Source organism: Moritella viscosa (genome assembly GCF_900120065.1).
GTDB lineage: Bacteria > Pseudomonadota > Gammaproteobacteria > Enterobacterales > Moritellaceae > Moritella > Moritella viscosa.
The window spans coordinates 50,365-70,449 of the sequence record NZ_FPLG01000053.1 but is presented as its reverse complement, the minus strand read 5'-3'; the positions used below and the strand labels follow the sequence as shown (position 1 = coordinate 70,449).

19 protein-coding genes are annotated in these 20,085 nt (G+C 39.6%); 11 read left to right on the top strand and 8 right to left on the bottom strand.

Annotated features, from left to right (window positions below; genetic code table 11):
* The first annotated feature begins 79 nt into the window (after positions 1–79).
* The 4 genes from lon (at position 80) to BT797_RS08630 (ending at position 5,323) form a co-directional block, all read left to right on the top strand.
* Positions 80–2,431 (top strand): endopeptidase La, encoded by a 2,352-nt coding sequence (gene lon / locus BT797_RS08645; RefSeq protein WP_045111434.1) that lies wholly within the window; start codon positions 80–82, stop codon positions 2,429–2,431.
* A 99-nt stretch (positions 2,432–2,530) separates the two neighbouring features.
* A complete protein-coding gene (locus BT797_RS08640) occupies positions 2,531–2,806 on the top strand; it encodes an HU family DNA-binding protein (RefSeq protein ID WP_045111433.1) in 276 nt (91 codons plus the stop codon).
* A 76-nt stretch (positions 2,807–2,882) separates the two neighbouring features.
* On the top strand, positions 2,883–4,793 hold the full coding sequence (locus BT797_RS08635; RefSeq protein WP_075471677.1) for a SurA N-terminal domain-containing protein: 1,911 nt from the start codon (positions 2,883–2,885) through the stop codon (positions 4,791–4,793).
* Positions 4,794–4,942: 149 nt separating this feature from the next.
* A complete protein-coding gene (locus BT797_RS08630) occupies positions 4,943–5,323 on the top strand; it encodes a hypothetical protein (RefSeq protein ID WP_075471675.1) in 381 nt (126 codons plus the stop codon).
* A gap of 5 nt (positions 5,324–5,328) precedes the next feature.
* Here BT797_RS08630 and BT797_RS08625 read toward each other — a convergent pair whose 3' ends face one another.
* Genes BT797_RS08625 through sapA form a run of 5 tightly spaced genes read right to left on the bottom strand, consistent with a single transcriptional unit; the run spans position 5,329 to position 10,610 of the window.
* Positions 5,329–6,153, bottom strand: coding sequence for a peptide ABC transporter ATP-binding protein (locus BT797_RS08625; protein ID WP_045111430.1), 825 nt, complete (start codon positions 6,151–6,153; stop codon positions 5,329–5,331).
* Complete coding sequence (locus tag BT797_RS08620) at positions 6,138–7,151, bottom strand: peptide ABC transporter ATP-binding protein (protein WP_045111429.1); 1,014 nt, start codon at positions 7,149–7,151, stop codon at positions 6,138–6,140. Before BT797_RS08620 ends, BT797_RS08625 begins: the two co-directional genes overlap by 16 nt.
* Entirely contained in the window at positions 7,151–8,041 is an 891-nt protein-coding gene (locus BT797_RS08615) for an ABC transporter permease subunit (RefSeq protein WP_045111428.1), read from the bottom strand. Before BT797_RS08615 ends, BT797_RS08620 begins: the two co-directional genes overlap by 1 nt.
* Entirely contained in the window at positions 8,028–8,993 is a 966-nt protein-coding gene (locus BT797_RS08610; protein WP_045111427.1) for an ABC transporter permease, read from the bottom strand. Before BT797_RS08610 ends, BT797_RS08615 begins: the two co-directional genes overlap by 14 nt.
* Before the next feature lie 3 nt (positions 8,994–8,996).
* The gene (gene sapA, locus BT797_RS08605; protein ID WP_045111426.1) at positions 8,997–10,610 is read right to left on the bottom strand and encodes an ABC transporter substrate-binding protein SapA; all 1,614 of its coding nucleotides are present in this window, start codon (positions 10,608–10,610) and stop codon (positions 8,997–8,999) included.
* 293 nt (positions 10,611–10,903) lie between these two features.
* Here sapA and tyrR point away from each other — a divergent pair, with 293 nt between their 5' ends.
* The 3 genes from tyrR to BT797_RS08590 all read left to right on the top strand — a co-directional run bounded on the left by tyrR (position 10,904) and on the right by BT797_RS08590 (position 14,702).
* Entirely contained in the window at positions 10,904–12,460 is a 1,557-nt protein-coding gene (gene tyrR, locus BT797_RS08600; protein WP_045111425.1) for a transcriptional regulator TyrR, read from the top strand.
* Between the two features lie 165 nt (positions 12,461–12,625).
* Positions 12,626–13,276 carry a DUF3108 domain-containing protein gene (locus tag BT797_RS08595; RefSeq protein ID WP_244534153.1) on the top strand — a complete coding sequence of 217 codons (651 nt, stop codon included), beginning with the start codon at positions 12,626–12,628 and terminating at the stop codon, positions 13,274–13,276.
* Positions 13,277–13,298: 22 nt separating this feature from the next.
* Positions 13,299–14,702: a cobyric acid synthase gene (locus tag BT797_RS08590; protein WP_045111423.1), complete on the top strand. Its 1,404-nt coding sequence runs from the start codon at positions 13,299–13,301 to the stop codon at positions 14,700–14,702.
* Positions 14,703–14,791: 89 nt separating this feature from the next.
* On the opposite strand, the gene pdxH is transcribed toward BT797_RS08590, so the two are convergent.
* Both pdxH and BT797_RS08580 read right to left on the bottom strand, forming a co-directional pair.
* Positions 14,792–15,445 (bottom strand): pyridoxamine 5'-phosphate oxidase, encoded by a 654-nt coding sequence (gene pdxH, locus BT797_RS08585; protein ID WP_045111422.1) that lies wholly within the window; start codon positions 15,443–15,445, stop codon positions 14,792–14,794.
* Between the two features lie 9 nt (positions 15,446–15,454).
* Positions 15,455–15,718 carry a GrxA family glutaredoxin gene (locus BT797_RS08580; protein WP_045111421.1) on the bottom strand — a complete coding sequence of 88 codons (264 nt, stop codon included), beginning with the start codon at positions 15,716–15,718 and terminating at the stop codon, positions 15,455–15,457.
* Between the two features lie 315 nt (positions 15,719–16,033).
* Here BT797_RS08580 and pssA point away from each other — a divergent pair, with 315 nt between their 5' ends.
* The 4 genes from pssA to BT797_RS08560 all read left to right on the top strand — a co-directional run bounded on the left by pssA (position 16,034) and on the right by BT797_RS08560 (position 19,292).
* The gene (pssA, locus tag BT797_RS08575; protein WP_075471673.1) at positions 16,034–17,383 is read left to right on the top strand and encodes a CDP-diacylglycerol--serine O-phosphatidyltransferase; all 1,350 of its coding nucleotides are present in this window, start codon (positions 16,034–16,036) and stop codon (positions 17,381–17,383) included.
* A 254-nt stretch (positions 17,384–17,637) separates the two neighbouring features.
* A complete protein-coding gene (locus BT797_RS08570; RefSeq protein WP_045111419.1) occupies positions 17,638–17,970 on the top strand; it encodes an HlyU family transcriptional regulator in 333 nt (110 codons plus the stop codon).
* A gap of 36 nt (positions 17,971–18,006) precedes the next feature.
* Positions 18,007–18,648, top strand: coding sequence for a peptide-methionine (S)-S-oxide reductase MsrA (msrA, locus tag BT797_RS08565; RefSeq protein WP_082276039.1), 642 nt, complete (start codon positions 18,007–18,009; stop codon positions 18,646–18,648).
* Positions 18,649–18,650: 2 nt separating this feature from the next.
* Entirely contained in the window at positions 18,651–19,292 is a 642-nt protein-coding gene (locus tag BT797_RS08560) for a M50 family metallopeptidase (RefSeq protein ID WP_075471671.1), read from the top strand.
* On the opposite strand, the gene BT797_RS08555 is transcribed toward BT797_RS08560, so the two are convergent.
* Positions 19,268–20,026, bottom strand: coding sequence for a 4'-phosphopantetheinyl transferase family protein (locus BT797_RS08555; protein ID WP_045111417.1), 759 nt, complete (start codon positions 20,024–20,026; stop codon positions 19,268–19,270). The genes BT797_RS08560 and BT797_RS08555 overlap by 25 nt on opposite strands.
* Positions 20,027–20,085: the final 59 nt, after the last annotated feature.

The following is a 20,085-nucleotide window of genomic DNA, read 5'->3' as shown; positions in this document are numbered from 1 at the left end:
CCCCTAGCATTGATTGTTGAGTAATAACCCCTATATATTCAATATTAGCCCTTAGTCCAGTTTTATAAGTGAGGACAAGATGAGTTTTGAGCGTACGGAACGCGTAGATATACCTGTATTGCCATTGCGTGATGTTGTGGTTTATCCCCACATGGTAATCCCTTTGTTTATTGGCCGAGAAAAGTCAATTCGTTGTCTTGAAGCCGCAATGGATACAGATAAGCAAATATTTTTAGTTGCACAAAAAGATGCAGCTCAAGATGATCCCCAAGTTGATGATCTGAATAGCGTGGGTACAGTCGCTAATATTTTACAAATGTTAAAATTGCCTGATGGTACGGTTAAAGTATTGGTCGAAGGCACACAAAGAGCAAAATTAAATAGCTTGAGTGATAGCGATGATTACTTCCAAGCCGAGATTGAATATATTATCTCTGAATCAGTATCTGATGAAGAAGAAGATGTACTTATTCGATCTGCAATTGGCCAGTTTGAAGGTTATATCAAATTAAACAAAAAGATCCCTGCTGAAGTTTTAACTTCAGTGACGGCGATCGATGAAGCTGCGCGTCTTGCTGATACAATGGCTGCTCACATGCCATTAAAATTAGAAGACAAGCAAGTGGTATTAGAGCTAAGTAACGTTGCAGAACGTCTTGAGTTCCTAATGGCACAGATGGAATCTGAAATCGACCTATTACACGTTGAAAAGAAAATTCGTACGCGTGTTAAAAAGCAGATGGAAAAAAGCCAGCGCGAATACTATTTGAATGAGCAAATGAAAGCGATTCAAAAAGAGCTTGGTGAATCTGAAGATGGTACTGATGAATTTGAACAATTGGCTGAGAAAATTGAGCAAGCGCAGATGCCTGCTGAACCGAAAACCAAGACCATCGCTGAGTTAAATAAATTGAAAATGATGTCTCCTATGTCTGCAGAAGCCACTGTAGTACGTAGTTATATCGATTGGATGATTTCAGTTCCTTGGAAGAAACGTTCAAAAGTTAAAAAAGACATTGCTAAAGCGTTAGAAGTACTCGATGCAGATCATTATGGTTTGGATAAAGTAAAAGAACGTATTTTAGAATATCTGGCAGTACAAAGCCGAGTTAATAAACTCAAAGGCCCAATTCTTTGTCTTGTCGGTCCTCCAGGCGTAGGTAAAACTTCGTTAGGTCAATCGATTGCGAAAGCAACAGGACGTAAGTATGTTCGTATGGCATTGGGTGGCGTACGTGATGAAGCGGAAATTCGTGGACATCGCCGTACATATATTGGTTCTATGCCGGGTAAACTTATCCAGAAAATGGCGAAAGTAGAAGTGCGCAATCCATTATTCTTATTAGATGAAATTGATAAGATGGCATCGGATATGCGTGGCGACCCTGCATCGGCATTACTGGAAGTTCTAGACCCAGAACAAAACACAACGTTCAATGATCATTATCTTGAAGTTGATTATGATTTGTCTGATGTAATGTTTGTCGCAACATCAAATTCAATGAATATTCCAGGTCCATTGCTTGACCGTATGGAAGTGATTCGTTTATCGGGCTATACCGAAGATGAAAAACTGAATATTGCTAAACAGCATTTACTGGACAAGCAAATTGAGCGTAATGGTTTAAAAGCAAAAGAAATTACCATTGAAGATAGTGCGATAATGGGTATTATCCGTTATTACACTCGCGAAGCGGGCGTACGTTCACTTGAACGTGAAATTTCAAAGCTATGTCGTAAAGCTGTGAAGCAAATACTGCTAAACAAATCACTTAAATCTGTGACGATAAACCAAGATAATTTATCTGAATATTTAGGCGTGCAACGCTTTGATTTTGGTAAATCTGAAGGCGAAAGTCGTGTTGGTCAAGTAACAGGTCTAGCGTGGACAGAAGTCGGTGGTGATTTATTGACTATCGAAACAACATCTGTTCCTGGGAAAGGTAAGCTGAACTATACCGGCTCATTGGGTGAAGTGATGCAAGAGTCTATCCAAGCTGCGATGACGGTTGTTCGCTCTCGAGCGGATAAGTTACGTATCAATGGCGACTTTTATGAAAAACGTGACATTCATGTTCATGTTCCTGAAGGTGCTACACCAAAAGACGGTCCAAGTGCGGGTATTGCTATGTGCACCGCTCTTGTGTCTAGCTTAACGGGTAATCCTGTCCGTGCAAATGTTGCAATGACTGGTGAGATCACGTTAAGAGGTGAGGTACTACCTATTGGTGGCTTGAAAGAGAAGCTACTAGCAGCACATCGTGGTGGTATTAAGCGTGTCTTGATTCCAAAAGAAAATGAACGTGATTTAGAAGAGATCCCTGCCAATGTAATTGGCGATCTTGAGATTCATCCTGTTCGTTGGATTGAGGAAGTCCTAGAGCTTGCGCTAGAGAATAGTCCCGCCGGTTTTGAAGTTGTATCAAAATAGTGTGATTGATTAGGTTAGAGTGTCTACCCAGACTTGAATAGTCACTCTAACCTTGTTATAAACGAAATTAACGTTAGTCATATTTTATAGGGGAAGAAAGTGAATAAAGCTCAACTGATAGATTTTGTTGCCGCTAAAGCTGATATTTCTAAAGCTGCTGCTGGCCGTGCTATTGATGCAATGATCGAATCTGTAACAGAAACACTAGTAGCAGATGAATCTGTAACTTTAGTTGGTTTTGGTACTTTTAGTGTACGCGATCGTGCTGCACGTATTGGTCGTAATCCACAAACCGGCGCCGAGATTCAAATCTCAGCATCTAAACTTCCCGTATTTAAAGCTGGGAAGTTATTAAAAGACGCGTTGAAATCTTAAGCTATTGATTTTAATTTTGAGTAAAAGCGCACCATGAGGTGCGCTTTTACTGTATTGCAGTTTAGAGAATACAATTATGTTAGAGAAGTTTCGCGAAGGTTCACAAGGACCGGGTGCTAAGATTATTTTAGGCGCAGTGATCGTTACGTTTGCCCTTGCTGGTGTGAGTAGCTATCTAGGTGGCGGTGGTTACCAATCCGCTGCGACAGTGAATGGTGTTGATATTTCAAAGCAAGCACTTGAAAAACAAGTTAGAACTGATCGTTCTCGCTTAGAGTCTCAACAGGGTGAATCATTTGCCGCGCGTTGGGAACAACCAGAGTTTCAAAATCAAGTTCGTCAACAGTCATTAAATACGTTAGTTGCTCAAAATTTATTACAGCAAATGACAGATGATTTAGCGTTACGCATTGGTGATGAAAAGATCCGTAGTTATATTTTTTCTATGGAGCAATTTCAAACGGATGGCGTATTTAATGATGAACGTTATATTAGTTTATTACGTCAAAGCGGCATGACGCCAGCACAATTTGTTGAACGTTTACGTACTGATTTTGCACAACAACAATTAACAGATGCGTTAGTCAACTCAGAGTTTAGTTTACCAAGTGAAGTTAAACAGTTAGCTGCGTTACAAAATCAACAGCGTGAATTAAGCCAACTTATCGTTCCAGTAAATAAATTTGCTAGCGATGTGGTGGTGACTGATGCTGAAGTGAGTCGTTATTACGAAGACAATAAGGCATTCTTTCAAACGCAACAGCAAGTATCAGCTGATTATATCTTAGTTGATATGAAGAACATCAGTGCAGGTATTGAATTAGACGCGGATGCGGCTGAGAATTACTATAACGAACATGTATCATCTTATACTCAAGAAGATAAGCGTAAAGTTGCACATATCCTTGTTACATTCAATGATGATGAAGCTGCTGCTGAAGCAAAGGCACAAGATTTATTGGCTAAAATTCAATCAGGTGCAGACTTTGCTGAATTAGCTAAATCATCATCTGATGATACATTTAGCGGTGAAAATGGCGGTGACCTGGGTTGGTTAGAAAAAGATATCATGGATCCGGCATTCGAAACGGCAGCATTTGCATTGAAGAATGACGGTGATGTAACGACTGAACTAGTGCGCAGTGATTTTGGTTTCCATATCATTAAATTATTAGCGGTTGAACCGGGTAAAGTAAAAGCATTTGCAGACGTTAAAGCAACAATTGAAACACGTTTGAAGAATGAGCAAGCTGTCACCCATTTTGATGAGTTAGCTGAAACATTAGCAGAGCAAGCATTTGAAGTACCTGATTCACTGGATGTGGCATCTGAAGAAACGGGTTTAAAAATTGTGTCAACAGAGTTATTTTCTGCGAATGCGATTCCTGCTCCCTTGAATGATCCAAAAGTTGCAGCAACGTTATTCGACCAAGACTTTATTGCCGAAGCGCTAAACTCTGAAATCATTAACATTTCTGATGAGCAAAGTATTGTGGTTCGTATTAACGAATATAAACCACAAACAACGAAATCATTAGTGGATGTAAATGATGAAATTGTAGAACGTTTAAAAGCAACGAAGGCAGAGCAAAAAGCGCGAAGCTTTATGAATACTGTATCTGCTAAGGTTGATGCGGGTGAAAGTATTGATGCTGAACTAGCAATGGTTGATGCCAGCTTTACTGCTCCTGAATGGTTAAGTCGTTTTGATTATACAAAAGCGGACTTTAAAGTATTGAGCAAATTATTCTCAATGCCGAAACCTGCTGCAGAGCAAGTTAGTGTTGCCACTGAAACATCACTGAATGGCGATGTGACACTGCTTAAGTTCACATCTGTTCGTGGTGCAGAAATGAAAGCAGAAGAAGCGACACGTTTAGCTGATACATTAAAAAATATTAATGCACAAGCTGACTATGAAATGTTAATACAAACGCTGATCAAAGCAGCTGACGTATCTTACCCAGTAGTTGAAGCTGCAGAGTAAACATAAATTAAAGTGTCTTAGTGCGGCCCTTATCGCGTCGTTTTCTGAGTGATGTTAAAGTCTCGGTGTGATTTATATTGCATCGAGACTTTTTTTTATGCCGAGTATATCTAGAAATTATCTCAATTTATCAATTATAATAGTGGCTTATGATTAAATACATTCTTACATTTATCGGTATTGTTTTTCTGTTACTTGTTGGCGCATGGTTTTATTTTCCAAAGGATAACCCGATCCTAGGACAATGGATTTCGACTGACGATTTTTATGGTAAGCCTCAGTTATTAGTGTTTACAGAATTTGGCATGTTGAGAGATGGTCGGCATGTGCCCGCGGATTTTGTGATAGGTCGTCAGAAGGTGACGGTGATAACTAATATCGCAAGCACCGAATATTTAATCGTGAGTGAGAATATTATTAAGCAGCGTGTGCCACGTCAGACGTGGCGGTTTTTCTTACGTGCCGAGGCGTTTGAAGATATAAAAGCAGAGTTAAATATTAATGAAGTTAGTCGCTATTCGGAAAAATAAGGACATTAGCAGCTATGTTTCTTCATGTTATATTGATTAGATAATATCTGTCCACATAATGCTGCGGTAGGCTGAGAGAATAGCTGCTCTGTATTACCTTGCTCGATGCATTCCCCTTGATGCATCACAATCATTTTGTCGCTTATATGCTTAACTAGGCCCATATTATGGGTAACAACAATATAAGAGATACCAATAGTTTTTTGTAGCTCTAGCATTAAATTGATCATTTGTGAACGCAAGGATATATCCAGCGTTGATAATGTATCATCAGCAATAATAATTTTCGGATTTAAAATAAGCGCTCTGGCCAGTGCAATACGTTGTTTTTGACCACTCGATAACATCGGTGGGTAGAAGGTTGCATATTCTGGTAGTAGACCGACCAAGCGTAGTGTTTCGGTTATTTTTTCTGCGCGCTTGTTTACCGACATATCCGTATTTAATTGTAATGGCGCATCTAGAATCTGACCGACACTGGTGCGGGGATTAAGTGATGTTTCTGGATCTTGAAATACCATTCTGATCGAACGACAACGTAAGTCTGTGTTGCTGTCATCTAGCTTGCAACCATCAATATAAATATTACCTTTAGTCGGCGGGATTATACCTGCCAGTAAACGTGCTAGCGTCGATTTACCCGAACCCGTTTCACCAATAATCGCGAGTGTTTCTGAGCGGTTTAAATTAAATGAAATATTATTAACCGCAACGACTTCTTCGCGTTTAAAAAAACCCGTTGGATTGATATAGATTTTCCCTAAATTTTCTACACGCAGTAAAGGTTGCATACGCTTTTCCGCTGCGATGTCGATTATTTTTTCTGACATTTCTTACCTTTTAGTTCATCTACATTTAACGGGAAATGGCAACTAAACATATGGCCTTTTACCTTTTTCATTGGTGGTGTCATTACACAGCTTTTTTGAGCATTAGGGCAACGGGGTCCAAGTCGGCAACCAATTGGCAAATGGTGTAAGAGCGGAACCTGCCCAGCCAAGGTATTTAAAGGGCCTTTATGTGGCACCTGACTAAAATCGGGGTTGGCACGTAATAATGCTGCAGTATAAGGGTGGTGGGTATGATTAAAGACTTGATCTATCGTGCCACTTTCAACCATCTGCCCACAGTACATCACCGTCATATTATCAGCTAATAAACTCACGGTTTCTAAATCGTGGCTAATAAGAAGAATAGTGGTGTGTGATAACTTATTGAGTTTATCGAGTAAACGTAAAATTTGGTTTTGCGTTTTAGGCTCCATTGCAGTTGTCGGCTCATCAGCAATCAACAGGCGGGGCTTTTTCGCAATAGCCATTGCTATCATCACTTTTTGACAGAGACCTTCAGAGAGCTCAAAAGGATAGCTATTCATCACCTTTTTATGATCTTTTACACCGACTTTATGCAGTAGGGCAATGGCTTGTTTTTTACGCCAGTTAAAGCGATGCCAAAAATGGCCGGTAAACTGATCACACGGGATGGCCTCTGCAAGCTGATCGCCGGCTTTTTCTGATGGGTCCAAATGCGCGGCTGCATCTTGAAAGATCATGCCAATTTCTTTGCCCATCACTCGGCGACGCTGTACAGGGGTTAAGTTAAGTAAATCGATATCACCTAATCGTAAGCGGTCTGCACGAATACGCCAGTTATCTTTGGTTATCCCCATAATTGCTTTTGCAACAAGACTCTTTCCTGAACCTGATTCACCAACTAGCCCACGTACTTCGCCATCACTCAGGGTAAGGTTAAATCGGTCTACCGCCTTTAAGGTACCTTGTGGTGTTTCAATTTCAATGGTGAGATTTCGAATGTCGAGTAGTGCCATTAGTCAATTCCCGCAATAACAGATTGTCTTAAACTTTCGCCAACGACATTAACAATGAAAATAGTGACTAAAATCGCTAGGCCGGGTAGCACAACGGTCCAAGGTGCGATAAACACAAGGTCGGTAGCCCCCGATAGCATCGTGCCCCATTCAGAAAGGGGACGTTGTGCACCTAAGCCTAAAAACCCTAATGCACTTATATCAATTATAGCTGACGAGATCGCTCGAGTAAGTAAGTTTACAAGTGTTTCAATGATATTTGGAAACACACCATAACGAATAATGCGGTAATTATTTGCACCGTCAAGTTTGAGTGCAATGATGTATTCTTTTTGTAGTTCTTGATAAACCGATAAATATACACCGCGAATAAATTGTGGAATAGAAGCCAGTAAAATAGCTAATAAGCTGTGATCCAAGCCTGGTCCAAGTATTGAAATAAAAATAATCGCAAGTAATAACGACGGAATCGATAATGCCGTATCCATTATATGATGCAAGGTGCTGGATAGCAGGCCACGGCTGATTGCAGCAGTAATACCAATCGTTGTGCCGATGATTAAGGCTATAAAGCTAATCAGTAGGGCATTACCAAAGGTTAAACGTAAGCCATATAATAACCGTGAAAGTACGTCTCGGCCTAAATCGTCAGTACCAAAGAAATAGTCCACAGTGCCTTGTTCATCCCATGAGGGTGGCTGTAAGAGCAAATGGGCTTGTCGTAGATCTGGTTCATGGGGGGCAATTAAAGGTGCAAAAACCATTAAGAAAAATAAAAAACCAAGCGCCCATAACGCGGCCATCGCAATTTGTTGGGATGAATAATGCTTCCAAGTCTGCTCGGTAGGAGAAAGAATATGTTCATCCGCAAAAACATTAATGTTGGGCATAAAGTTCTTTCCTGCGAATTGGATGAATGACAACTGTTAATATTTCGGTTAATACATTTGCGGTGACAACAAAAATGGCCACTGTTAACATCCCGCCCTGAATAGCAGCATGGTCTTGCTGATAAATACTGTTAATTAGCCAGCGACCGATACCTGGCCATGAAAATACAGCCTCAGTGACCATTGCTGTCGTTAATACAGTACTAAATTGCAGGCCAAGGTGCGGAATCATGTTCGGGATTGCATTACGCAGTACATGGCGCAGGATAATTTGGGTTTTACTTAACCCCTTACTGGCAGCGGCTTTAATGTATTTTTGCTTCATGACATCACTGACGTGGTTACGCATTTGACGGATAACTTCCGTGGTAGGTACCGTTGCTAATACAATTGTCGGTAACAGTAAGTGTTTAAGCGCATCGTAAAATGCATCTTGACTATGCGGGTTATCAGAAATAAGTGTATCAATAAGCATAAAGCCGGTTACTGAGTCAATCTCATAAAGTAAGTTCAGTCGACCTGTAACGGGTAGCCAATTCCAGTTAAGGGCAAAGTACATCATGACTAACGATGCTAACCAAAATACCGGAATGGAAAAGATAAACAGAGAAATACCCATGATGGTGCTGTCGAGTGAACTACCTCTTTGCATCCCAGCTACTGTGCCAATGGGTACACCAATTAAAATAGACAATATGAAGGCACTAAAACAAAGCTCTAATGTTGCGGGAAATACAGTTAATATTTCATCGAAAACGGGTTGACCGGTACCCGTGGTAATTCCCAAGTCACCTTGTGAAATTGCCATCAAATAATCTAAATAATTACTGAATAAATTCCCATCTAGAGCTAGATCACCGACTACACGGGTTCGAAGATAGAAACCAATGACGGTTAATGCTGCGACCGTAATGACCAACAGGTTAATGCGTCTTATTATATAAAAAAACATGAGTTACTGCCGTACTGTATTAATGAAATTGATGCCACCGAAAGCAGTCGTTTCAACGCCTTTCAATCCACTTGTATAGGCATGTAAACGTAACGAATGTGCCAGTGGAATGAGTGGTAATTCTTGCTGAATAATTTCTTGAGCACGATAATAGAGTGTTACGCGTTCAATGTATTCTGTTTCAGTGACTGCTTGATTAATTAATTCATCGAACTCTGAATTACACCAGCGGGTATAGTTCGACCCAGTGTTAATTGCGTTGCAACTTAATTGAAAGCGAAAGAAATTATCAGGATCATTATTATCAGCAACCCAACCTAATAGGTAACTGTCATATTCACTCTGTTGTAATTTTTTTTCCATGAGCTGCCACTCATATTTAATAATTCTTACGTCGATACCTATTTGTGCTAATTCAGCTTGGATAAGCTCAGCCATTTTAACTGCATCGGGATTATAAACTTGTGATGATTTTAGCGCCATAATGTCCATGCTAAAGCCATTCGGATAACCAGCTTCGGTCAATAGCTGACGCGCATATGCAAGGTTATATTTATAATTTTTAAGGTAAGGATTATAGGCCCAAGAAACTGGCGGTAAAATCGATTTAGCATTGACTCCGGTATTGTAGTACACCGCTTGTAATAGGGTATCTTGGTTGATTGTGTGCGCTAATGCGCGGCGAATTTTGGGATTGTTAAACGGTGCTTTTTCGGTATTGAATGCCCAATAAGCGACGTTTAAGCCTGTCTCTACTGATATGTTGACTCGGTCATGTTCACTGATCATTTCAACCTGGCTGGCCGCAGGGTAAGCCATGATATCGCATTCTTGAGTCAGTAATTTCGCTAAGCGAGATGATGCATTCGGGGTGATATCAAAAATCAATTGTTTGATCTTGGCATTGTCTCCCCAATAATCATCATGCCTTTGATAGCGAATAAAATTATCAGTACGGTATTCTTTAAATTTGAATGGACCAGTACCAATAGGCAGGTTATCTATATCGGCCTGTTTATTTAACGCAATCAGAGTATCGGCATATTCAGCGGATAAAATGACACTAAAATCACTGGCCAAATTGGCGATAAATGAAGAGTCAGGTCGGACGAGTCTAAATTCAATCGTATAATCATCAATCTTCACGAGTGCTTGGACTTGCTGGTCTAATTCAATGCCTTCAAAGAAAGGGTAACCAGTAGCAGAAACATCATGATAAGGATTCGTTTCATCTAAAATTCGCGAGAAGCTAAAGATAACATCATCGGCGTCAAATGGTCGTGTTGGTGTAAAATAATCAGTTTGATGAAACTGTACATTTTTCCGCAAGAAAAAACGATAGGAGAGACGGTCTTCAGATATTTCCCAATCGATGGCCAATCCAGCCTTAAATTGCTGCGTATTGGGATCAATAAATAGCAGACGGTTGTAGAGTTGGCTCGTCGTCGCATCAAGTGTTACATTTGAGGTGGCCGTTTGAGGGTTAAATGAAGACGGGCTTCCCTCCGTGCAATAAGACAGACCGTCCTGTTTTATTTGGGTTTGGTTATCACATGCCGTTAAGGACAAAATAACGGTCAATGGTAGTATATATTTAATAAATTTTGGAATATGCATATTGTTTTATCACGATTACTTACCTTGCTAATTTATCACTAAGGCAATGTTCAACCAAGTTAATCTGTGTCTTTTACATCATAATAGTTAAGTTTATTGCAATATGATGTAAAAATTTTAATTATATCAGCAAGTTTTTACCGTGAACGAGTAATATTTAGCAGTATTATTAAGCGATTTATTCAAATCAGGTATTCGGACTATATTAATCTTAGTGGCAGTATTTTTATTGACGATAGGGCTTGTGTTTACATGCTATTATATTCGCATAGAACTTTATGGTGGTTACAGTAATGCGTTTGGAATTAGTTTGTGAAGATAGAGTCGGTATTAGTCGAGAGATCCTTGATTGCTTTTTAGCTCGAGATATTAATTTATCCGCGATTGAGATCCAGCAACCCGACCGGGTATTTATTAAATCACCTAATTTAGAATTTTCTGATTTACAGGCATTGATGACGAGTCTGCGTCGTATCAGTGGTGTATGTGATGTGAAAACAGTTGGCTATTTGCCTTCTGAACTCGAGCACCAAGAAATTCAGACTTTGATGACTAACTTACCTGATATCGTATTTTCAGTTGATGTTAAAGGCTCCGTGTCTTTGGTTAACACACCCGCATTGACTGCGCTTGGATTATCTGAGTCGCAGGTAAAAGGCCATTGTATTAGCAACTTCGTGAAAGGCTTCTCTATCTTAAAGTGGCTGGAATCAGATGAAGTTTGTGCGCAAACACAAAAGCTAACGTTACTGGATGAAGATTTTTTGGGTGATATATTACCCTTGAGTATTAGCAGTGACATTAATCAAATAGCACGATCAAAAGCAACGCCTGATGAGCTCGTTGGTGCGGTGATTATTCTCAAATCTGTTGACCGCATTGGTAAGCAGTTTAATTTCTTACGTACTTTCCAGTTTGCTGCATTTGATGAGATTCTCGCCAAAAGCGATAAAATGCACGCCTTAATCAACACCGCGAAAAAGTTAGCCATGCTCGATGCGCCATTAATGATTTTAGGTGAGACAGGTGCGGGTAAAGAACTTATTGCTAAAGCCTGTCACCAAGCAAGTGGGCGCTCACAAAATCAATTTTTAGCATTAAACTGTGCGGCGGTGCCTGATGCGGTTGCAGAGTCTGAATTGTTTGGTGTGGTCACTGATGATGGTGAAACCAAACGTGGTATTTTTGAACTTGCGAATGAAGGTTCGGTATTGCTTGATGAAATTGGTGATATGTCACCTTACTTGCAAACTAAATTTTTACGCTTATTAGAAACAGGTTGTTTCCGACGGGTTGGTGATGAGCAAGAGGTATATGTTGATGTACGTATTTTTTGCACTACACAAAATGATCTGGCTAAATTAATCAGCGAAGGTAAATTCCGCCAAGATTTATATTATCGTTTAAATGTATTATCAATGACGGTACCAGCTCTGCGTGAACGTAAAGAAGATATTATCCCGCTATGTCATTCTTTTTGTAAAGTCTTCAGTCATGAACTACAGCGTACTAAGCCGCTGCTAAGCCGCAATGTATTAGATCTATTACAATCTTATTCTTGGCCTGGTAACGTGCGTGAATTACGTAATGTGTTATATCACGCATTGACCTTGCTAGAAGGAGATACGCTAAATCCGTGTGATTTAAATTTACCGAAAACGAAGAATGAAAGTTATGATGAAGATTTGTTTGATGGCTCATTAGATGAAGCATGTAAACGCTTTGAAAAGCTATTACTGCAACGCTTATACCCGTCTTACCCAAGCACGCGTCAATTGGCGAAACGCTTGGGCGTATCTCATACTGCCATTGCAAATAAATTACGCGATTATAACATTACTAAAAAATAGTATCGCGCCGCGAATGTCGTTATAAGCTAATCTTATTAAGACTTATAGGCCAAAAAAGTCACGGCTCGTATCCCATGTATACGAGCTACTTTGAAGGGAGTCCATAGGATGAATGCATTTGCTAAATTTTTTTACTCGATTGCTTTGTGTATAGGGACTTATGCTATGATCGTATCTTCAGCCCAAGCTGAGATCTATCCTTTTCAAGCTAAATATGCGGTGTATTACAAAGACGTAAAATTTGGTAGTGGTGAACGTATATTGCGTCGTTTAAATGGTGATAGCTATAAGCTCACGACACAAGCAAGCGTATTATTTGGCACTGGCGACTATAAAAATAATTCATGGTTTAGTTTTAAAGATAATATCTTAACCACAGATCGTTACGAGCATGAAACATCGGTAATGGGCTTTGGAAACATATCATCAGCTTCCTTTGAAGATAATGGTGACATTTTAATGGATTTTAAAGATGGCCATGTAGAAATTAAATCAAAGCCGGATGTAATGGATGTTGGTGCCATGACTATTGTTGTTCAAAATGATCTTAAGTTAGGTAAAACAGCATTCAGCTACGAATGGATATTTGAAAAAAAACTAGAAACCATTCAATTCGAAGTTGTACAGAAAGAAACTATCAACACAATATTTGGCGACATGACAGCGGTTAAAGTCAAAGAAGTTAAAAAGAAGAAAAACCGCGCGACTTATTACTGGTTTATTCCCAAACTAGATTACCAGCTTGGGCAAGTTGAAGTATATAAACATGGTGTACGCAAATCGTACTTAAAACTCACCGCTCTTACTTTTCAGTAACCTATCATAATTAGAAGATAAAATGACAAAGCCAATCATGATCATGGGGTGTACTAGCGACGCCGGTAAAAGTTTCGTTGTTGCGGGTTTATGCCGAATGTTTGCTAATCGTGGTATTAATGTCGTGCCATTTAAAGCCCAGAACATGAGTAATAATGCTGCTGTTACCGCTAAAGGTGAAGAGATTGGTCGTGCCCAATATTTACAAGCCATTGCCGCTAAAGTCACCCCTAATGTACGGATGAACCCGGTATTATTAAAACCGAGTGCTGACACCCAAAGCCAACTTATCTTAAACGGAAAACCAGCGCCGGAGTTGAGTGAGATACCTTGGATGGAACGTAAAGCTTATCTGTTCACCCATGTTGAAAAAGCCCTTAACGATCTGCAGCAAGAATATCAACAAGTCATTATTGAGGGGGCGGGGAGTCCGGCTGAAGTGAATCTACGAGCGGGTGACATTGTTAATATGAGTGTTGCATTGGCTTGTCATGCTGATGTCTATTTAGTTGCTGATATTGATAAAGGCGGCGCATTCGCGCATTTACTTGGTACCTTTATGTGCCTTGCAAAAGAAGAGCAGAAACTGATTAAAGGTTTTGTATTAAATAAATTCCGTGGTGACCCATTACTACTCGGTAATGCAATGGACTGGTTGGAAGAAAAGACCGGTGTACCTACCGTTGCTAATATTCACTATTTTCCGCATCGTTTACCTGAGGAAGACACCTTACATCATCGTGCCGCGCACAAAAGCGGGCATATCAATATTGCGTTGGTTGCTTATCCTTATGCGGCGAACATGGATGAGTTTGATAACTTGATTCACCAAGACAATGTCAGTGTTGTACCACTACGAGACGGTCAATCATTGGCTGATTTTGATGCTATTATCTTACCTGGTAGTAAAAATACAGCGGCGAGCTTATTACATTTACGTGAATCTGGTTTAGCCAATGAGATCTACAAAGCGGCGCAGCGTGGACAACCTATTCTTGGTATTTGTGGCGGCATGCAATTACTTGGTGAGCAGATTTTGGACCCGCACCACATTGAAGGTGGTGATGAGCAAGGTTTAGGACTACTCCCTATCATCACAGCACATGCTCAGACTAAAACCACACGACAGCGTGATATTGACTGGCAAGGTTTTAAATTATCGGGTTATGAAATTCACCACGGTAAAACAACGATCAGCGAGGTGAGTCAAACGGCCCGTTGTAGAAGCTTTATCGAAACTAATCTAGGTTGGCAGAAGGGGAATATCTATGGCTGTTATTTACATGGACTGTTTGATAATAAAGGCTTTATTAACCAGTTTCTGGCGAACTTAGGTTGGGTTGGTGAAGCGAACGATCATGCTGTAAGCTTAGATGCGGAACTAAACCGTGTTGGTGATATGTTTGAAAAGTTGAACTGGTTATAAAGTTTAGATAAAAATAAAGCAGGTAAACGGAGTTACCTGCTTAAATATAGCTGTGCTAGTCATAAGAGTTTATCAAATAATTAATCTTATTAAGGCGCTAGGCGATCAACACGCCAGTCATTTCCATCTTTCACATAACTAAAGCGGTCATGTAAGCGATCGGCTTTACCTTGCCAAAACTCTATACTTGTCGGTTTCACTACGTAGCCACCCCAAAACTCAGGTAGTGGTACTTCTTTATCTGCAAATTTATCGGTGAACTGTTTAACTTGTTGTTCAAGGATTTTGCGTGAAGTGATCACTGCACTTTGTTCTGATGCCCATGCACCGATTCGGCTACCACGTCCACGAGACTGGAAGTAGGTATTAGAATCTTCAGCTGAGATCTTTTCGACCACACCTTGAATTCGTACTTGACGCTGTAAAATATTCCAATGGAATGTTAGCGCGATATGGGGGTTTTGAGCGAGTTCCTGGCCTTTTCTACTGTCGTAATTGGTAAAGAAAACAAAGCCTTCTTTGGTCAATTCTTTGAGTAGTACAACGCGACAGGAAGGGTAACCATTCGCATCAACCGTAGACACTGTCATGGATTCAGGTAAGACGATACCGCAGTCTTGCGCCGCTTTGAACCAGTTCTGGAACTGATCAAATGGGTCAACACTTGGATCAAGGTCGGGCAAGTCGACTAGTACGCCTTGCCCTAAGGTAAATGCACAACGAATCTTATTTAATAAAGACATTGTTAAGCCTTATGCATATAGACCTAGGTTTTCTTTAGCGTACTGTTCAAACTCAGTACAGCCACCGAGGTGTTTTTCATCAATGAAAATTTGTGGAACAGTATTAACTGGTACACCGGCTGATTTTTCTAGGTCAGCTTTGCTGATGCCTTCTGCAAGCATATCGATGTAGTTGAAATCAAAATCTTCATGCTCAGCTTTTAGTGTTTCTGCAATTTGTTTTGCACGTACGCAGAAAGGGCAACCAGGACGACCAAAAATAACTGTAAACATAATATAAAATACTCCACGTAAATAAAATTGGTTAGCACGCTATGTGTACTCTATTATCAAGTACCAGTTGCTAGTGAGTGAGTTCACTCTAATATGTACATAATATGTTTTTCTGAAATAAAATGAAATTGTTTATTGAATAATAATTGATAGGTAATAGCTATTGATGATGAATTTAACATTATACGTATAACTTCTGTTAATAAATGTAAATTTTGAGCCTCGAGTTCTAATAATTGCAGAGATAAATAGCAATCCCAGTGGGAATCAGTGATAATTATCGATTAACTTTTATAAATCAGCTTGAAACGACATATGAAATCATTAGAGTTTTATCAATCTACGATTACCAACTTAAAGCAACTGCCAATGTCGGCAGGGCATATTGATGTTTTATTTTCAGCGCGTGATTTTAAAGCAAAAATATTAGACTTAATTGCTTCATCTTCGAAACGCATTTATATTTCGGCTCTTTATCTCCAAGACGATGAAGCCGGTAGAGAAGTTCTTGACGCGCTTTATCAAGCTCGTGTAAATAATCCTAGATTAGTGATTAAAGTGTTCGTTGATTTTCATCGAGCACAACGCGGTCTTATTGGTCAAAAAGATCATGGTGGTAATGCCGATCTCTATAAAGACATGCGTAAAAAACTCGGTGACAAAGTCACGATCTTAGGTGTACCAGTGAAAGGTAAAGAAGTATTGGGTGTATTGCATCTGAAAGGCTTTATCTTTGATGATACCGTGCTTTACAGTGGTGCGAGTATTAATGATATCTATTTACATCAAGCGGATAAATACCGCTGCGATCGTTATCATGTGCTTTATAATCCTGCGCTAGCCGACTCGATGGTCTCTTATTTAGAGGACTATTTTGTAAGCCAAAATGCGGTGACACGACTTGATGACGATACGATCCCGTCAAGCAAAGCATTGAAACAAGATATCCGCCAGTTTAAGTTGAAATTACGCAGTGCCCAGTATCATTATATTAATACTACACCAGAAAGTAATGAAGTGGGTATAACACCTATTTCTGGTTTTGGCCGTCACGGTAATAAACTCAACCAAACGATTACTAATCTATTACGTGCGGTAGAAAGTGAAATCACTATTTTCACCCCGTATTTTAACTTGCCATTATCAATATCAAAAGACATTAAACGTCTGCTAAAGCGTAATGTGAAAGTAACCTTGGTTATTGGTGACAAAACGGCCAACGATTTCTACATTCCACCGTCAGAACCGTTCAAAGTTATTTCTGCATTACCTTATATTTACGAAAGTTACCTGTATAAATTTGTGAAAAGCTGTCAGCCGTTTATCGATCAGGGTCTGCTTAATGTTAGATTATGGAAAGATGAAGGTAACAGTTTCCACCTTAAAGGTCTGTGCTGTGATTATAAGTACCACCTATTAACAGGTAATAACTTGAATCCACGTGCGTGGGGGTTAGATTTAGAGAATGGTATTTTAATTCATGATCCTAAACAGTTATTAAAAGATACTCTACAAGCTGAGCAAGAACATGTGTTGAAAAATACCCGTCGTATTAAGCACCTGTCTGATTTAGACTGTTTGGCGGACTACCCTGCACCAGTACAAAAATTTATGCGTCGTATTAAAACAACACGCTTGGATATGTTACTCAAACGTATTCTATAATTTCGCTGTTCTAAACTGCTAAATTAATATGATAACAAAGGCTTGTTACTGTTTCGGTAACAAGCTTTTTTATTTTTGACTTTTAGCTACTTAATATTTTGTATTCGCGTCACTTTCATCAATTATGTCTCGCTATCTTTATCGCCAAGGGATGAAGTAAATTAGTTTCATTCTACGCAAATGCTATTGCTCTGTTCTAGCTTGCTGATTATACTCTGATTAACTATTAAACAACTAAATTGGCTGTTATTTTCATGTTCGGACTTTTAAAACGATTTTTTTCTGACTCAGATGATAAACCTGTCGACAATACGCCGAGTGTTGAGCCTGTACATTACAATGACTATCTTATCTTTGTGATGCCGAAGGAAGAAGGAGGTCAATACCGTGTTGCGGGTTTCATTGAAAAACCGATTGTAAAGGACCCTGTAGAACAAGGTAACGATGAAAAAGAAAACGAAGTGGAAAATTTAAGACATTTATTTATTCGTTCTGATGTTTGCATGAGCAAGCAGCAAGCTGAACAAATCACTTTACAAAAATGTAAATTATTTATCGATCAAGTTGGTGATAACATGTTTAAGTAATTTACTTATTCGACTAACTTAATGCTGGAGTTTACTATGTTTTTTGCAAAAAATAAGTTAACCATGGTTAGTGAATCAGATGCACTACCTGATAATCCAACTGCAATAACTGTTGATTCGTTACATTATGTATCGTCAACTAATATGGTTCCGCCTTTTATAGCTCAACATCAAGTCTGCTATTTTGCGATGGGCTGCTTTTGGGGCGCAGAGCGATTATTTTGGTCTGTACCGGGTGTTGTTACGACGGCTGTTGGTTACCAAGGTGGCTACACTGTGCATCCGCGTTATCAGGAAGTTTGCTCAGGTCAAACTGGACATACGGAATCGGTGCTCGTCGTATTTGATCCTGCAGTCATTAGTTACGCGGAGCTTTTGATCTTGTTTTGGGAAAACCATCAGCCAACGCAGGGGATGCGCCAAGGTGCTGACCAAGGTACACAATATCGTTCTGCGATTTACTGTACTTCACCGCAGCAATTAGTTCAGGCTAAAGCGTCTGCTGACCATTATCAACAAGCGCTTACAGACGCGGGAAGTGCAGAGTTAATCACCACTGAGATTGACCTAGCTGCGCCATTTTATTATGCAGAACAAGAGCATCAACAATATCTTGCTAAAAATCCTCAAGGTTATTGTGGGCTAGGCGGTTCTGGTATCTGTTATCCAGGGAATTAATAATGAAAGCGAGAAATAGACGAATCTTATTTATACTCGTGTTTACCGTTCTCGCCTTTATGTGGCAAAGCGCGTTAATTGCTCCACTTAAGATACTGGTTGTTTTTTTACATGAGCTAAGCCATGCGCTTGCTACTTGGTTAACCGGCGGTAAAGTCGTGGAGTTTGTCGTATCTGCCTATCAGAGTGGGCATGTTAGTTCTGCGGGGGGATCGCGTTTTATTATTCTTAGTGCTGGTTATTTAGGCTCGTTACTTTTTGGTTTGTTATTTTATGCAGCGAGTAGACGTCGTCAAACAACGGATATTAGTTTAGCATTATTAGCAATTACCATGTTATTGGTTGCGGTATTCTTTGGTGGCACTTTATATACTATCGGCTTTGCTGCTGTCATTGCTTTTGTGATTCTGGCGTTACTCAAGTACGCTAGCACAGGTATTAAGCAAACCGTTTTATTGGTGTTTGCTAGTGCTAGTATGATTTATGTTCCTCTAGATATTTGGCAGGATACCATTATTCATAGTGGTTCATTATCTGATGCTCGTATGTTAGCCAATGAAATTGGTGGCGCGACCTTTATGTGGGGTGGTCTGTGGTTTCTTGCCAGCTTATATTTTATTTATTTAACGTTACGAAAATCCTGATCGAACACTCCCGTTAGTATTTTGATATTATCAGTGAATACAAGGTCACTGATAATACTCAAATCAAACTCTTCATAACAGCCTGAACGCACATGTAGTTGTTCGCAGTGGTTAAATACATTGTCGCGGAGTAGTGCCGCTATTGGTTGCTTAATTGCTTTCGCTAGTGCTTCTTTTAATGTCCAAATACGATAAAAAGACTGCGCTTTTAATATTAAGGATTGTGCAGTACAAGCCGCCAATTCTTCGGCATGATAATAGTGGTTTGCGATTCTTTCGAGAGAACGTTTGGTTGAAATCCATTCTAAATCGACGCCCAGTTTAATCTGTAGTGTTGTCGGTGCTAAGGCAATAAGAACTTGGCCGTGAGAATGAGAAATACAACATTTTAACGGAATTATGTCCTCATTATGGTATATCTTTAAGTCATTTTTTTCAGTGTCGAATAACACATAAAGCTCAGTAAAATCATAACCTAAGCATTGGCTGGCATAAGTCTTAATGATAATGCGAGTTGCAAGGTATTCTTTCTGGGCTTGTTGCTGTTTACGTTTCGTAAATACTTCATATTCACGAGGATGCAAATAATGCTCAGCAAATGATGTTATTTGTTTACTACTGATAGTGTTACTGTTAAATAGGTAAGCCTCAATTGTTGAATCGATATTGGCTGGTAAGTCGGTATGAGAGGTAAACGTTAATTGTTGGCTAAAAAATAATTCAGTGTGTGGCATTAGAGATTAAACCGTTATATCACTATTGATGGAAGTATAACATAACTAAGATGTAGCGT

What these genes read in the sequence shown, in the direction of transcription:
- BT797_RS08570 (WP_045111419.1), top strand. Translation starts at nt 17,638, where the DNA reads ATGTTCGGACTTTTAAAACGATTTTTTTCTGACTCAGATGATAAACCT.
- BT797_RS08610 (WP_045111427.1), bottom strand. Translation starts at nt 8,993, where the DNA reads ATGTTTTTTTATATAATAAGACGCATTAACCTGTTGGTCATTACGGTC.
- pssA (WP_075471673.1), top strand. Translation starts at nt 16,034, where the DNA reads ATGAAATCATTAGAGTTTTATCAATCTACGATTACCAACTTAAAGCAA.
- BT797_RS08580 (WP_045111421.1), bottom strand. Translation starts at nt 15,718, where the DNA reads ATGTTTACAGTTATTTTTGGTCGTCCTGGTTGCCCTTTCTGCGTACGT.
- lon (WP_045111434.1), top strand. Translation starts at nt 80, where the DNA reads ATGAGTTTTGAGCGTACGGAACGCGTAGATATACCTGTATTGCCATTG.
- BT797_RS08630 (WP_075471675.1), top strand. Translation starts at nt 4,943, where the DNA reads ATGATTAAATACATTCTTACATTTATCGGTATTGTTTTTCTGTTACTT.
- BT797_RS08560 (WP_075471671.1), top strand. Translation starts at nt 18,651, where the DNA reads ATGAAAGCGAGAAATAGACGAATCTTATTTATACTCGTGTTTACCGTT.
- pdxH (WP_045111422.1), bottom strand. Translation starts at nt 15,445, where the DNA reads ATGTCTTTATTAAATAAGATTCGTTGTGCATTTACCTTAGGGCAAGGC.
- sapA (WP_045111426.1), bottom strand. Translation starts at nt 10,610, where the DNA reads ATGCATATTCCAAAATTTATTAAATATATACTACCATTGACCGTTATT.
- msrA (WP_082276039.1), top strand. Translation starts at nt 18,007, where the DNA reads ATGTTTTTTGCAAAAAATAAGTTAACCATGGTTAGTGAATCAGATGCA.
- BT797_RS08635 (WP_075471677.1), top strand. Translation starts at nt 2,883, where the DNA reads ATGTTAGAGAAGTTTCGCGAAGGTTCACAAGGACCGGGTGCTAAGATT.
- BT797_RS08615 (WP_045111428.1), bottom strand. Translation starts at nt 8,041, where the DNA reads ATGCCCAACATTAATGTTTTTGCGGATGAACATATTCTTTCTCCTACC.
- BT797_RS08555 (WP_045111417.1), bottom strand. Translation starts at nt 20,026, where the DNA reads ATGCCACACACTGAATTATTTTTTAGCCAACAATTAACGTTTACCTCT.
- BT797_RS08595 (WP_244534153.1), top strand. Translation starts at nt 12,626, where the DNA reads ATGATCGTATCTTCAGCCCAAGCTGAGATCTATCCTTTTCAAGCTAAA.
- BT797_RS08620 (WP_045111429.1), bottom strand. Translation starts at nt 7,151, where the DNA reads ATGGCACTACTCGACATTCGAAATCTCACCATTGAAATTGAAACACCA.
- BT797_RS08590 (WP_045111423.1), top strand. Translation starts at nt 13,299, where the DNA reads ATGACAAAGCCAATCATGATCATGGGGTGTACTAGCGACGCCGGTAAA.
- tyrR (WP_045111425.1), top strand. Translation starts at nt 10,904, where the DNA reads ATGCGTTTGGAATTAGTTTGTGAAGATAGAGTCGGTATTAGTCGAGAG.
- BT797_RS08625 (WP_045111430.1), bottom strand. Translation starts at nt 6,153, where the DNA reads ATGTCAGAAAAAATAATCGACATCGCAGCGGAAAAGCGTATGCAACCT.